Source organism: Coprobacter sp. (assembly GCF_982436375.1).
This window is the reverse complement of record NZ_CEWDCG010000056.1, coordinates 1-15492: the sequence shown is the minus strand read 5'-3', so window position 1 is coordinate 15492 and position 15492 is coordinate 1. Positions and strand designations below refer to the sequence as shown.

The following is a 15492-nucleotide window of genomic DNA, read 5'->3' as shown; positions in this document are numbered from 1 at the left end:
TTATAAGGTTGTTGATTTTCGGTGAGAAAAATGAACACATGCAATAGACTACTAATGATGCTCCAGCATCGTTACTACCCAATCCGAAGATTCGATCATCCGTTTCCGTGGCGGTATAAGGTTCTTTTTCCCAACCGGATACCGGTTTTACCGTATCGATATGAGAATTGAGCAGGAGAGTAGGACGTTTTTTGTCAAAATGCGGTGAAACAGCCCAGACATTATTCCCTTTCCTGAAAATTTGATTTTTGTAGGGATAAATGTTTTTTAAATATTGTTCGAGAACATTGGCCGCATTGTTTTCTTCCCGGCTTATGGATGGAGTTTCTATAAGTTCTTTCAGAAGATCGATAGCCTGGTAATAAAGTTCGTCAGTACTCATTTAGACTTTTTGTTTGGGTAACTTGACAAAAGTAATGAATAATTCGGGTTTAAAGAAAAATGTTAAAACAAACTGCATTAAATCATTGTTTTTCTATGTAAAAGGGCTTATTCTCCCTTAAAACTTATTAAAATAGTAAACGTTTGGTTTTTATCATTACCTTTGCAACTGATTTTATTTATATATTATATGGCAATAAAACACTTTTCTCTGTTGGTGCGCAGTCAAGCGGAGAAGTATGGTGACCGGGAAGTATTCCGTCATAAAGATTTTGAGAATGATAAATGGATATCCACTTCTTGGACTCAATTTTCGGAACAGGTAGAGCATATTGCGTTGGCTTTCCTTACAATGGGTGTCCGAGAACAGGAAAATATAGCGACTTATACGCAGAATAGACCGGAAGGTTTAATTATAGATTTTGCCGCATACGAAAACCGGGCAGTAGTTGTACCTCTTTATGCAACCAGTTCACAATCCCAAATCGAGTATATTATTAATGAAGCGGAAGTCCGCTTTTTGTTTGTCGGAGGACAATTTCAGTATGATAATGCTTATGCTGCCCGTAAAAACTGTACTTCGTTAGAAAAGCTCATTATTCTTGATCCTTCTGTAAAATTGGCTGAGGATGATACCATATCGATTCGTTTCGAAGATTTGTATAAGATCGGTAAGCAGGCAGATAACGTTCTTCATGATACTTTGGAACAGCGTATGCTGAGTGCTTCGGATGAGGATTTAGTAAGTATTATTTACACTTCCGGAACGACAGGAGAACCTAAAGGGGTGATGCTTACGAACTCTAACTTCAATGAGGCTATGCGTATTCATATTCAAAGGTTGAAAATGGTTTCTGAGAAAGATATTTCTTTATGTTTTTTGCCGTTGACTCATATCTTTGAACGTGCATGGACTTATTTTTGTCTGGTGAAGGGTATCCGAGTAGTTATAAATCAAAAACCTGATGAAATACAGTCGGTTATAAAAGAGGTTCGTCCTACTATTATGTGTAGTGTCCCTCGTTTTTGGGAGAAAGTCTATACGGCTGTGCAGGAAAAAATTTCTACAAGTAAAGGCATTCAACGAATAATGATGATGAAGGCTGTGGAAACCGGTCGAAAGCGAAATATAGATTTTCTTCGTTTAGAGAAAAAAGTGCCTTTCTTTTTAGAGTGCCGATATCGTCTTTGGGATAAATTGGTTTTATCTAAAATAAGGAAGGCGATAGGTGTTGAAAACGGAAATATATTTCCGACTGCCGGAGCGCCTTTATCAGATACGATAAATGAATTTTTGCATTCTTGCGGCATAAATATCATATACGGATACGGACTTTCGGAAACAACCGCCACGGTAACTTGTTTTGAGACTTCGGGCTACGAATTCGGAACAGTAGGTACTACTCTGCCCGGTATTCAGGTAAAAATGGGTGAGGATAACGAAATTTTGGTAAAGGGCGGTACTGTCATGAAGGGGTATTATAAAAAACCAGAAGAGACGGCAAAAGTTTTTACGAAAGACGGATGGTTCAAAACTGGAGATGCCGGGAAATTGAATGCTGAAGGATCATTAGTATTGACCGAACGTATTAAAGATTTATTTAAGACATCGACCGGTAAATACATAGCTCCGCAAGCTATCGAAACAAAGTTGGGAGAAGATAAGTATATCGATCAAGTCGCTGTTATCGGGGATCAGCGTAAATATGTAACGGCGATTATTATTCCGGCTTATGAAGCATTAAAAGAATATGCGGCTCAAAAGCAGATACAATATCGAAATTTAGAGGAATTGGTTAAGAATCAAAGTATTCAGAAATTGATACAAGAGCGTATCTCGGAATTGCAGGCTAATTTTGCACGATTCGAACAGATCAAACGTTTTACGTTGCTGCCTCGTGCATTCAGTATGGAAACCGGTGAGCTGACGAATACCTTGAAAATCAGGAGACCGGTTATCAATCAGCTCTATCGTGCCGAGATAGAAGCTATGTATATGTAATAGTTGCTTATTGAAGCAGTAATTTGTAAACGCCGTGTTGCGTGAAGTCGATTGTATTATGAAACTTGCGCAGTACGGCGTACTTTAATTTGGTTAATATATTTGAGTTAAGAAATGATTACGACAGAACAACTAAAAGAGACGGAAGAACGCAAGTTGGCGTTGAGGAGGTATCTTTGACATCGATGCGAAATTGATTCAGGTCGAAGAGGAAGAACTGAGAACTCATGTCCCGGATTTTTGGGATGACCGAAAAAAAGCCGAAGTCCAGATGAAAAAAGTGAAAGATCTTAAATTCTGGATAGAAAGTTATGATGAGGTCGCAAAATCAGTGGACGAATTGAAAATTGCTTTTGATTTTGTAAAGGAAGAGGTGATTACAGAATCAGAGTTGGATGAGATTTATGCAAGGACGATCACTTTAATTGAGAATCTCGAGTTGCGGAATATGCTTCGTAGAGAGGAAGATAAGTTAGGTGCAGTTCTGAAAATTAACTCAGGAGCGGGAGGAACGGAAAGTCAGGATTGGGCTTCTATGTTGATGCGTATGTATTTGCGCTGGTGTGAGTCTCATGGCTATAAAGCCTCGATTTCGAATCTGCTCGAGGGAGATGAAGCCGGAATTAAGAGTGTTACGATACAGATCGAAGGAGATTATGTATATGGATATTTAAAGAGTGAGAACGGAGTGCATCGTTTAGTGCGTGTTTCACCCTTTAATGCTCAAGGTAAACGTATGACATCGTTTGCCTCGGCTTTTGTAACACCTTTGGTCGATGATACTATCGAAGTAGAGATCAGTCAGGCTTGCATCTCGTGGGATACATTCCGTTCGGGAGGTGCTGGAGGACAAAATGTAAATAAAGTTGAATCCGGTGTGCGTTTACGGTATCAATATAAAGATCCTTATACCGGAGAAGAAGAGGAGATCTTGATCGAAAATACCGAGACTCGAGACCAACCGAAAAATAAGGAAAATGCTTTGCGCCAACTGCGGTCTATCTTATATGATAAAGAACTGAAGCACCGTATGGCGGAACAGGAAAAGATCGAGGCCGGAAAGAAAAAGATCGAATGGGGATCGCAAATACGCAGTTATGTGTTTGATGACAGACGGGTTAAAGATCACAGAACCAATTATCAAACTTCCGATGTACAAGGGGTAATGGATGGGAATATCGATGCTTTTATAAAAGCTTATTTAATGGAATTCGGTGGAGAAAATGTTTAGAAAATGGAAAAATTGACATTGATAAAAGTCGGGGGTAAAATTGTAGAAGAACCCGATACTTTACAGAGTCTGTTAAAAACTTTTGCTCAAATTCCCGGACATAAAGTTTTGGTACATGGAGGAGGACGTTCAGCGACTAAAGTTGCTGCTCAGTTGGGGCTTGAAAGCGTAATGGTAAATGGCCGACGAGTTACGGATGCGGAGACGTTAAAAGTCGTAACGATGGTTTACGGAGGCTTGGTGAGTAAGAGTATTGTTGCGGGATTGCAGTCTTTGTCTGTAAATGCACTGGGAATGACCGGTGCGGATATGGATATTATCAGATCTGAAAAGCGCCCTGTAAAAGAAGTGGATTACGGTTTTGTCGGGGATGTAAAGAAAGTACGTGGTGATATGCTGGCTACGTTGATTCGTACGGGAGTCGTGCCGGTTTTAGCTCCGCTTACGCATGACGGAAAGGGTCAATTATTGAATACGAATGCCGATACTATTGCCGGAGAAGCCGCAAAGGCTCTTGCTGCGTATTTTGATGTGACTTTGGTTTTCTGTTTCGAGAAGAGAGGGGTTTTGAAAGATGAAAATGATGATGATAGCGTGATTCCGGTTATTAATAGAGTGCAGTTCGAACAATATGTGCAAGACGGGATTGTTCAGGGTGGAATGATTCCTAAACTCGAAAATGCTTTTCAGGCGATTGATGCCGGAGTTAAAGAGGTCGTTATTACTCAAGCTTCGGCAATATTATCCGATACGGGAACACGTATTGTAAAGTGATATTCGATAAAATCGGAACAGGTATGAAAAATAAATCCCTGATTTGGTAACCGTCCTAAATCAGGGATTTTTATGTAACAACAGTTTTTTAATCTTTACTTAAAGCTTTATCTATTTTATAGATTTGGTATAAGTAAGTATTTTTCAATTCTTCTGTCGGAGCTTTATTCGCAGCATTTCGAAGAGATGATTTAAAATCAAGCAACATTCCATACCATTCATGTGAGCGCTCCGGGAGGACATTAAAGCGGACGCTTTGCATTGCCGACATTCCTTCATTCTCTGTTGTGGAATTTATAAGTTCCGGATATTTTCGAATATAATCGTAATATTGCAATACGTTTTTCTTATTTGTATCTTTTAATGCCAAACTTAATATTGAAGAGAAAGAAGATGAAGTTTCGGAAACTTTTCCTGTCAAATTGGACCATCGGATCAGATTATCTACAAACATGCTTTGCAACGATATTTTGTTGTCACTCGGTATTTTTCCGGCATTAGATTCTTTCATTAAAAAATTCATTACATCACGAGCAGCTTCGAGTTGTGTATAAGGATCATCTGATTTGCTTTCGCTCAATGCCATTGCATTTAGTTGTACGAAAATAAAGTTCCCGAAATAGTTTTGTGCAAAATTGCTAATGTTACTTTCAATGCCGCAATTTTTAATTAAATCGGAATTGTCTAACCAAGTTAAATCCTCGATTTGTTGCATGATCCATAGTAACGAATTTTTTTGAATCTCTTTCGGTACGGATTGATATGTAGGGTTCGGATCTCCTGCATATTTTTCATTTATATAAATTCCTCCTACATTTTGAAAAACATGTATCATATAATCATATACTTGATTGATTATATATCCGTAAATTACTTTTCTGAAGGAATAGTCATAATCCTGTTTGTCGATCCAATTATTCATGCCGGCAATTACTTCGGACAAATTTTTAAAGGCAAACCCCACAGATTCAACGGCATTGTTTCCTAAATCTCTTGACATAGATCGAGGATCGTAAAAAGCTCTTCTGTTTTGTCGTTTCCCGTACATGTAAACCGGATTTCCTGATTTCTCCGATACCAGTTTTTTCAGCATAGCAGATTCTTTTTCAGGAGTATCAGCATTAGAAAAAGATCCGTATAGCCATCGTATAGCCCAATAATCATATTCTCCGATCGACTCCTGACACCATGAGTCCCCTTTTTTATAATGATCGGCAGATAGCAGATAGTTGAATGTCAGATCGTCCATTACCGATGAGCTGAGGCCTTTTTCTTTTGTGAAACCGGCAGAACGCAGAGAGTCGGTAGAATATGCTGCCGATCCGGCCAAATTGTCGGTCAGACCCAGGCAGTGACCTATGTTACGCATCAGCATGGAGACAAATGCTTTTCCAAAATCTTCTTCGTTCAAAGTCAACGTACGAGCACTTTTGTCGTAAGCTGCGGTTTGTAATAGCCGATCTCTCTGAATTTGCATCGGGAGATTATGACAAATATAAATATTTGCACTGATAATTTCTCCGGTGCGAGGATCGGTCCATACATTATCATTGATTCCTTCGGATGGAGAAATGACATAACGAATACAAGAATATTTCAAATTCGTGTCGTTGAAAGTTGAATCATTTTGCGGATATATTTTTGTACGGATAGCATCTTTATATCCGATTTTCTCAAACGCTTTATTCCATTGCGCTACGCTGCGAGAGATATATTCCTGCCATTTTTCAGGGAAAGTATTATCTACGTAAAAAACTATAGGTTTTTGTGGTTCAGAGAGTTTTCCAGATAGGAAAGCATCTTTATCTTTAGGTTCTAATCGCCAGCGGTTGGCATAGTACCTGTTTCTTGAGCCTTGCTGGTCTCCTGAAAATTCAATATATTGAGAGTAAGCAGTCCCGACTCGGGCATCTGCTTCGCGAGATATGAATCCTTCATCCGGAAGTTTCAGGAAAGTTCGTTTTACTAAGGCTGTCAAAGGTTTGTCTTCTACCATTTTAAAAATTCCGAATAGAGAAAGAGAAACAGAATAACTTAAGCAACTCGTTACCGATGCATTATCCGGATAGGCTTCTACGCTTGCGATTTGAGATCTGTTGCGTTTAAATGTTCCGGTTCTTTTTACATATCCTTCCAGACTATTATAGGCTTTAGGGTCTAAGGGATCGAGAGCCTTATCATCGCTGATGAAAAATGATGTTGCTTCAAATACTATAGCTGAACTGTCCGGGGAGTATGCTGCTATTGGGAAAGATGCAATGACCGCACCAATCTGACTTTTAGCAATTGCGGACTGGCCTTTTTTCTCTTTATCGAAAATTTTAATTTTCTCATTGATTTTACAAATATTGATGAGGGAATCCGATTTTTCGAAAATGACTTGTATAGGAGGCATCGGCTGAGCTCCTACGGAGGATTCTAATGGATCGCTGATTTTTTCTACCGTCGATCCCATCAGCATTCGTTGTCCGAGCGTACCGACAGGAACCTCCATATAGACTTTTCCCTCTGCCAAATGCATGGTGAAGAGCCCCTTTGCCTGAATATGTTTTTTATCTTTGAACAGTTTCTCGTATTTTGAGACATCTTTTACCTCTTCTGTTTTTGCACTTTGTTTATTCTTCTTTTTACGAGCAGAGGCATCAGGCATTCCTGCGGCGGTGAAAAGATATATTAATATTATGATTAGTTTTATATTGTTCATTTTCAAACTCCTTATAACTTCAATGAATTATCAAGATTATGCAATAACAACTGGTAGTGCAACCGGGTGTTTTTGTCTGGATGATTTATTTTCCCTTTCAAAATATTCCGTATTTTAAGCAAATAGCCGTAATATAATCCATCTTGCGGGCGAGCAATAAAGTAAGTTGCCGATGACGGTTCGTATCCGGCAACCGGATTCAAAGAAACATTTTCCACATGTTTGGATGCATCCGGACGACATGAACAGAAAGAGCTGTGGGCTATTGGAGATGACCCTCTCAAGAAATCTGGAATACCGATGAATCCTTCTCCTGACAAAGATTTTGTTTTGGCTTCTTTCCCGATTTTTATTCCGGCGCCGATTCCTACATATTTCACAAAAAGATTTTGCATTTTTATTTGATTCTCGGATAGTTTTTCGCCGGATAAGGTAGGTTTCCATACATATTGATAAACATCTTCTAAACAGTCTGTTACAGTATAAGCGTTTTTCTCTGCTTTGAGTGCGGATAATTCTACTTTATTCGGAGAGGCGATAACAGCTTTCATAACTTCATTTCTCAACAAATCTGCAGGAGACCCCATCAGGGATATTTCTTTCATCAGTTCTTTGTTATCGATCCAGTCCATAGAGGATATTTGGTCTAACAGGAATTTTACGGCAGCTTTTTGTTTCTCGGCAGGCACACTCATCACCGCTTCAACCTTATCTCCTACATGTTTCTCATTTAAATAAATACCGCCTACATTACCGTAAACATGCATTAAATAAGTGAGATACTGCATGATTACTCCATTATAAATAGAAGTTCGGTAAGAATAATCGGGATCTTCTTTGTCCACCCAATTATTTAGATTTCCCAGAATGTATTTTAAATTATTTATGCCGTATTCGCTCGCTTTCATTGCATTATCGCCTAAATCTTCTGTCTGGGATTTCGGATCGATAATCTGTCCTTGCTGTTTCCCGTAACGGTATATTGGATTTCCGGATAACTCTGAGATCCATTTAGATGTTATCTTATATTCATCTTTAGCTGTTGATGCGTTAGGTAACGGTGTATAGTTCCATTTGACAAGAAAACGGTCATATTCTCCAAAACGGGGTGGAGTTAATTTTACTCCCCTCTCCATGTCTCCCGGCTGTGCTACATAGTTGAATCGGGCGTAGTCCATGATAGACGTCGTCGTACCGTATTTTTGTGTAAATGAGGGAGACCGTAATGAATCGACGGGAATTACGGAAGACGCACTCATGTTATGCATAAAACCTAAACAGTGTCCGACTTCATGTGAGATAACATAACGCAATCCGTCTCCGATGATCTCGTCCGGAATAAGCGTATGTCGCACCCGTTTATCAGCTTGAGATGTTTGGATGAATAACCAATTATTTAATAATTCTATTGCATCGTGGTATAAATAGACCGAGGCACTTAGAATTTCTCCGCTACGCGGATCTACCCATGAGGGACCCATTGCATTTTCTATGGCAATCGGAGCATAGCGAATGCAGGAATATTTGATATTATCAGGATCAAATTCCGGATCATTTTCCGGAAAGTCTACGGCTTTGATGGCGTCTTTAAATCCGATTTCCGAAAATAGTTCGTTCCATTGATTTACACCTTCTTTAATATATTTACGCCATTTTTCCGGGAAGTTGTTGTCTATATAAAAAACAATCGGTTTTTTAGGTTCGACTTTTTCTCCGCGTTTGTAAGCTTCCATATCCGAAGGTTCGAGCCGCCATCGATAGGCATAATATATGTTTTTGGTTTTTTGCTCTTTTGCAGAATAATCGGTTATTTGTACGGGAAATATGGCTATTCTGCTATCTGTAATGCGGGGGCGATATGGGGTTTCTTCCAACAGAATGATAGACCGAGTCATCAATGCTGTGAACGGAATGTCCTTTGCTGATGTTCCGCGGCTCCCCGAAAAGGTATATGTATAAGACAGATTACTACGAATTAAAACGTTGTCGGGAAAGGCTTTTATTTCTCCTAAACTCGATTTATCTTTTTGAAAGATTTCTGATCTTCTCATGCCCCAACTCAGATTGGCGCTATATTTGTCGAATGGAGTCATCAACTTATTGTCCCCTACAAAAAAATCTGTTACATCAAATACTACTGCACTGCTATCCGGTGTATAGACCGAAATTTTGAAAGTTTCTAATATCGCATCTATGTTACTTTTTGCAATGGAGCGTTGAATATTTTCATCTTGATCGGAATTTATGTTTTCTGATTGAACAAGATTCATGCAGATAATATCATTCATTTTTGAAAATCGGAAATGAATCGGATCTGTCGGTTTAGAACCGATAATTGCATTTGCATTATCACTAATCTCGGAGACCGTCGATCCTAAAAGCATATCGCGGTTTAAAAGATTTATCGGGAGTTCGAAATACAGTTTCCCTTTCATTTTGTGCATCTTTATCAAGCCGTTTACAGTCGTATGCTTTTCAGAAAAGAATTTGTCGTATTCATTCTTTTCTTTAACAGCTTCTTTGTTCGCCTCATTTTTTTTCTTTTTCTTAAAAATACCTGCCGAGCATTCCGGCTGATATAATCCGAACGCAAAACTGCATGTCAGGATCAACAACAATTTGTTTACTTTTATCATTATATAGTTGATTATTGATTTTGAGTCAAGAAATACAGGCTATCCATTAATATGCAAAAGCAAAATTAAACTATTATTCTTTATCTTTCTGTACATTAAAAGTTTTTTTCAAGCAGAAACATAATAATCATATTCGATATGATTATGAAATTAATTATTAATATAGAAGCAAATAATAAATTTTTACTATCGGATTGTATTCAAGCAAAATTGTGTACCTTTGTTTGGCTACTGATAGCATCTGAGGTTTCAATGGTATGTATCTGGAAATAATCATAAATATTGAGAGAATATGAGTTTTAATATCGTAAGAGATAATAAAAAACGTGTCGTTATTGTGGGAGGTGGATTCGGAGGCTTGAAATTGGCGAATAAGTTGAAAAAATCGAATTTTCAGGTCGTATTGATCGATAAAAATAATTACCACCAATTTCCGCCCTTAATATATCAGGTCGCTTCGGCCGGGATGGAACCGACTTCTATATCTTTCCCGTTTCGTAAGATATTTCAACATCGTAAAAATTTCTATTTCCGTATGGCTGAGGTCCGGGCGATCTTTCCCGAGAGAAATATAATTCAGACTTCTATCGGAAAAATTGAATATGACTATCTTATTTTAGCAGCCGGTACGACGACTAATTTCTATGGCAACCGACATATTGAAGAAGAGGCGATACCGATGAAAAATGTGTCTGAGGCAATGGGCCTTAGAAATGCTCTTTTAGCGAACTTTGAACGGGCTCTTACTTGTGCGACTAAACAAGAGCAGCAGGAACTTTTGAATGTTGTGGTTGTAGGTGGAGGCGCTACTGGGGTGGAGGTCGCCGGGGTTCTTTCGGAAATGAAAAAATTTGTATTACCGAATGATTATCCCGATATGTCCAGTAATCTGATGCATGTTTACTTGATTGAGGCAGGACCTCGTCTGCTTGCAGGAATGTCCGAAAAATCTTCTGCTCATGCAGAACAGTTTCTTCGGGAAATGGGCGTGAATATTCTGTTAAATAAAAAAGTAGTAGATTATCGTAATCATAAAGTGGTTCTCGAAGACGGTAGTGCAATAGCAACACGTACGTTTATTTGGGTGAGTGGAATAACTGGCGTGCCAATTAGAAATATGGACTCTTCTTTAATAGGGAGAGGAGGCCGAATCAAAGTGAATGAATATAATCAAGTAATAGGGCTGAATAATGTGTTTGCGATTGGCGATCAGTGTATTCAGTTGACCGATAAGAAATACCCTAATGGACATCCTCAGTTGGCACAAGTCGCAATACAGCAAGGAGAATTATTGGCAAAAAATCTGGTCAGGTATGAAAAGGGAATGAAAATGAAACCTTTCCATTACCGAAATTTGGGTTCTATGGCGACCGTGGGACGTAATCGGGCTGTGGCCGAATTTAATAAGGTGAAAATGCAGGGTTGGTTTGCTTGGATAATGTGGTTGGTTGTTCATTTACGATCTATTTTAGGTGTTCGGAATAAGGTAATCGTGTTGTTGAATTGGATATGGAATTATCTTACTTATGATCAGTCTATGCGTATGATAGTATATGCCCGTAAGGCCAAAGAAATACGTGATCGGGAAATTATAGAAGCTACGACTCATCTCGGAGATGATTTGATGCAAGAACAACAGCAGAAAGAGCAGCAAAAAGTAGAACGATCTGAATAGTAATTTTTAATAAATTCTAAAATTATTCAATTATGAAAGTCGCAATTATCGGGGCCGGAAATATGGGAGGGGCTATTACTAAAGGATTAGCTCAAGGAACAATTATCAAGAACAGTGACATAATAGTGGCTGATCCGGATATAAAAAAGTTAGAACAATTGCAGAGTCATGCTCCCGAAATATCGATTGTAACTCAAAATCAAGAGGCCGTAAATTGGGCGGATGTGATTATTCTGGCTGTGAAACCTTGGTTGGTGTCCGAAGTATTGGGACAGTTAAGAATAGATCCGGAGAGACAACTTTTGATTTCTATTGCCGCAGGTGTAAGCCTTGAGCAATTGGCTCAAATAACTTCTTCTAAAATGACGATCTTCAGATTAGTTCCCAATACGGCTATATCAGAAATGGCAAGTATGACATTGATTTCATCTTTCAATGCGTCGGAAGAACAAGAACGGCAAATTGTTGATATTTTTAACGAAATGGGATTGGCAATGCTTATTCCTGAGTCGCAGATTGCGGCAACAACGGCTTTGACTTCTTGTGGAATCGCTTATGTCCTGAAATATATATATGCAGCAACGGAAGCCGGAGTAGAGATGGGAGTGTATCCGAAAGCGGCAATGAAAATGATTGCACAGTCTGTAAAGGGAGCTGCCGAACTGATATTGAATAATGATACTCATCCTGCTATTGAAATAGACAAGGTTACTACTCCCGGAGGAATAACGATCAAAGGGTTGAATGAGTTGGATCATGCCGGATTCACTTCTGCAATTATTAAAGCAATGAAAGCAAGTCGATAAATCCGAAAAAATGTCGTTTGAAGAAGCCGTATTCTTATGAGGGTTTTGTATATTTGGAAAATAATCTAATTAAATATATATGTCAGTAAATAAAGTTATTCTTATTGGAAACGTGGGTAAAGATCCCGATATAAGATATCTCGATAATAATGTATGTGTCGCAAATTTTCCACTGGCGACAACCGATCGGGCATATACTACTCGTGCAGGAGTTCAGATTCCTGAAAAAACAGAATGGCACAATATCGTTTTGTGGCGTGGATTGGCGGAAATAGCAGAAAAATATGTCCGTAAAGGAACTCAACTTTATATTGAAGGAAAGATTCGCACTCGTTCTTGGGTAGATCAAAGCAATATCACTCGTTATACGACAGAGATTTATGCGGATAATATGGAACTGTTGGGACGTAAAAACGAACAAATCGGGGCGTCTCCGGTTTCTCAAATCGATAATCCTGTGCAACCGTCATTAACATCTCCGGTACAGGAAAGTAATGTGGATTCTGGGAATAATGATATAGATGATTTGCCTTTTTAATTTTTTAATTGTACTTTTGCCAAGAGTACAACATACTCACACATAAATAGTTCCTTCCCGGTTTGACAGGAAGGCACTATTTCTTGTATGGCGGAGAGATTCCGAGAGGAGTATCTTCGATGTGTTTAACTAATATTTATTTACTTGGACCCGGACAGTTATTTATCGACATTTCTTACCTCAATAGAGGTTTTACCTATTACATCAGGTGGTATTTTTGCGCTCTTTATGGCGTTTTTGTGTTTAGTTTTTTCTGGTTTTGTATCTGCTTCGGAGATTGCGTTTTTCTCCTTATCTCCGCAAGACCAAGCCGAAATCGAAGAAGAAAAAAAGACTCAGGATGTTTTAATAAAAAATCTGTTAGCCCGTTCTGAATATCTGTTGGCGACAATCTTGATCGCTAATAATCTTGTCAATGTTGCAGTAGTAATGCTTTGCAATTTTTTCATTTCGGAAACGATCATATTCAGAAGTCCGGTTATCTCTTTTTTGTTTCAAGTTGTAATTTTAACATTTTTATTGTTGCTTTTCGGAGAGATTATGCCGAAGATCTATGCAAAACATTACTCTTTGACTATGGCACGTAGAGCAGCGGGAGCGTTGACCCATCTTGAGAAAATGTTTCGTTGGCTGTCTTGGGCTTTGATTAAATCTACTCATATTATTAATAAACATATTTCGCGGAAAAATACTAACTTGTCTATGAACGAACTTTCTCAAGCATTGGAGATGACTCAGGTCGATGAGAATGAAGAGAAAGAAATGCTTGAGGGAATTATCAAGTTCGGGGGAAAGACTGTGGAAGAGATAATGACTTCTCGCGTTGACATGACAGATATAGATATACGTATCAGCCTTTCTTCGTTAATAAAGATAATCGTTGAAACCGGATATTCCCGATTACCGGTGTATGAAGGTTCACAGGATAATATTAAAGGGATTATTTATATTAAAGATTTACTACCCTATATAAAAGAGAAAGATTTTGATTGGTCGAGTTTGTTAAGGCCTGCATATTTTGTCCCTGAAACGAAAATGATAGATGATTTGTTGGAAGAATTCAGGAAACAGAAAATTCACATGGCTATCGTCGTAGATGAGTTTGGCGGGACATCAGGAATCGTTACGATGGAAGATATTCTGGAGGAGATTGTCGGGGAAATTAGCGATGAGTATGATGAAGAAGAACAGCAGTATGTGAAGATCGATGATAATACTTATATTTTTGAAGGAAAAACGTTGCTGAATGATTTTTATAAAATTACCGGTATAGATGAAAACGACTTCAATGAAATTTCGGAAGATGCGGAAACTCTTGCCGGTTTGATTTTAGAAATAAAGGAAGATTTTCCTGCTGAGAAAGAGAAAATTTGTTATGGGAAATATCTGTTTACTATTTTAGAAGTAGATAAACGTCGTATAATTAAGATTAAAGTCAGAATCGACCGTGAAGAAAAAGAATAAACAAGCTCGGACTTTGTATTATTATGGGTTCGGAATATTCCTTTTTATGTTGTTGATACTGCTTACAGTAGCGGGCTGTTGTCAGGATTATTCTCCTAAACCTGACGGATATTTGCGAATCGATCCTCATCCGAAAGCGTATAAATTAATTGATAAAACCGGTTTTCCCCTTTCTTTTGAAATATCGCAGAGCGCGCAAGGTATCATAGACAATTCTGTTGCATCTGCATGGATAAATATTATATATCCTCGTTATGAAGCTACGGTTTATTGCACTTATATTCCCATAGACAAAAAAAATAAAACCCGTATTTTTGCTGAAAGTAAAGAGCTTGTATATCGTCACGGAATCAAGGCGGAAAAAATTCAGGCTCAATTGTATGAAAATGCTGAACGGCATTTATATGCTACTTTATATTCGTTAACAGGAAATACGGCGACACCGTTGCAGTTTACGGTTACCGACAGTATTTCCTATCTTTTTCGAGGGGCATTATACTTCGATACTCCTGTTAAGAGAGATTCTGTTGCTCCGGTGATAGAATATGTGACACAAGATATTATGCACTTGATAGAAACCGTACAACCTCAAAAATAATATGCCGTTAATCTCTATACAAGAAATGATTCCGGGTGTTAGGATTGCTCTTTGGAAACCTGAGGAAACTCCGGAAGAACTGTTATCGATATTAGGAAATACACATTTGTATGAGTCGATAATGACGTCTTGTAAAACAGAAAAACGGAAGATAGAAAAGCTTACGACCCGAATTCTGATAAATTTGCTGCAAAAAGGAGAGGCGGAAATGAAATATAATGATAATGGAAAGCCTTATCTTGTTTCTTCATCTGAATATATTTCTGTTTCTCATACTCAATGTTGTATTGCCGTTGCAATATCTTCCCGGCCGATAGGAATCGATGTCGAAAGAATTGCAACAAAGGTTCTCGCTCTAAAGGAAAAATTTTTAAGTGTTTCTGAAATACAGTCGATCGACTCGAACAAAGAACTCATCCACACATTATTACTGTGGTCTGCCAAAGAGTCTATCTTTAAATTAATGGATGCGACAGGAGTAGATTTCAAAAAGAGCATCCATATAAAAAAGTTTATTCCTGAAGTTAGCGGTTTATTTGTAATTGGCGAATCGCATACGCAAAAGCACAACTTTTATACGATTTTTTATAAAGTATACCCACAGTATGTTCTGACAATTTGTTTTTAGAAACTGTTCATTCTTTACAAAAGAATGAACAGTTTTTTAATTGTTTGTATTATAT

The 15492-nt window shown here is 38.2% G+C and carries 12 protein-coding genes; 9 read left to right on the top strand and 3 right to left on the bottom strand.

Going from position 1 to position 15492, the window contains the following annotated elements; genetic code table 11:
- A partial coding sequence (locus tag AC1WHX_RS05020; RefSeq protein WP_481228925.1) for a M20/M25/M40 family metallo-hydrolase occupies positions 1-382 on the bottom strand: 382 nt, incomplete at its 3' end.
- A gap of 189 nt (positions 383-571) precedes the next feature.
- On the opposite strand from AC1WHX_RS05020, the gene AC1WHX_RS05015 reads away from it, so the two are divergent.
- The 3 genes from AC1WHX_RS05015 to argB all read left to right on the top strand — a co-directional run bounded on the left by AC1WHX_RS05015 (position 572) and on the right by argB (position 4388).
- On the top strand, positions 572-2383 hold the full coding sequence (locus AC1WHX_RS05015; RefSeq protein WP_122337662.1) for an AMP-dependent synthetase/ligase: 1812 nt from the start codon (positions 572-574) through the stop codon (positions 2381-2383).
- 114 nt (positions 2384-2497) lie between these two features.
- Positions 2498-3614 (top strand): peptide chain release factor 2 gene (gene prfB, locus AC1WHX_RS05010; RefSeq protein WP_122303684.1). Its coding sequence is split into 2 segments (ribosomal slippage): positions 2498-2560 and positions 2562-3614, totalling 1116 coding nucleotides; the frame shifts between segments, so codons are not numbered across the junction.
- Between the two features lie 3 nt (positions 3615-3617).
- Positions 3618-4388: an acetylglutamate kinase gene (gene argB / locus AC1WHX_RS05005; RefSeq protein WP_122337637.1), complete on the top strand. Its 771-nt coding sequence runs from the start codon at positions 3618-3620 to the stop codon at positions 4386-4388.
- An 88-nt stretch (positions 4389-4476) separates the two neighbouring features.
- Here argB and AC1WHX_RS05000 read toward each other — a convergent pair whose 3' ends face one another.
- Positions 4477-7092, bottom strand: coding sequence for a zinc-dependent metalloprotease (locus AC1WHX_RS05000; protein ID WP_122337636.1), 2616 nt, complete (start codon positions 7090-7092; stop codon positions 4477-4479).
- A gap of 11 nt (positions 7093-7103) precedes the next feature.
- Positions 7104-9728: a zinc-dependent metalloprotease gene (locus AC1WHX_RS04995; RefSeq protein ID WP_122337635.1), complete on the bottom strand. Its 2625-nt coding sequence runs from the start codon at positions 9726-9728 to the stop codon at positions 7104-7106.
- 292 nt (positions 9729-10020) lie between these two features.
- Between AC1WHX_RS04995 and AC1WHX_RS04990 the strand changes: the two genes are divergently transcribed.
- From AC1WHX_RS04990 to AC1WHX_RS04965, 6 genes are all read left to right on the top strand, one after another.
- Positions 10021-11403 carry an NAD(P)/FAD-dependent oxidoreductase gene (locus tag AC1WHX_RS04990; protein ID WP_022601817.1) on the top strand — a complete coding sequence of 461 codons (1383 nt, stop codon included), beginning with the start codon at positions 10021-10023 and terminating at the stop codon, positions 11401-11403.
- 32 nt (positions 11404-11435) lie between these two features.
- A complete protein-coding gene (proC, locus tag AC1WHX_RS04985) occupies positions 11436-12209 on the top strand; it encodes a pyrroline-5-carboxylate reductase (protein ID WP_302544756.1) in 774 nt (257 codons plus the stop codon).
- Positions 12210-12288: 79 nt separating this feature from the next.
- A complete protein-coding gene (locus AC1WHX_RS04980) occupies positions 12289-12747 on the top strand; it encodes a single-stranded DNA-binding protein (protein WP_122303679.1) in 459 nt (152 codons plus the stop codon).
- Between the two features lie 144 nt (positions 12748-12891).
- A complete protein-coding gene (gldE, locus tag AC1WHX_RS04975) occupies positions 12892-14211 on the top strand; it encodes a gliding motility-associated protein GldE (protein WP_122303678.1) in 1320 nt (439 codons plus the stop codon).
- On the top strand, positions 14195-14809 hold the full coding sequence (gene gldD, locus AC1WHX_RS04970; protein WP_122337633.1) for a gliding motility lipoprotein GldD: 615 nt from the start codon (positions 14195-14197) through the stop codon (positions 14807-14809). The genes gldE and gldD overlap by 17 nt, the downstream gene beginning before the upstream one ends.
- Before the next feature lies 1 nt (position 14810).
- Positions 14811-15437 carry a 4'-phosphopantetheinyl transferase family protein gene (locus AC1WHX_RS04965; RefSeq protein ID WP_122303676.1) on the top strand — a complete coding sequence of 209 codons (627 nt, stop codon included), beginning with the start codon at positions 14811-14813 and terminating at the stop codon, positions 15435-15437.
- The last annotated feature ends 55 nt before the right edge of the window (positions 15438-15492 follow it).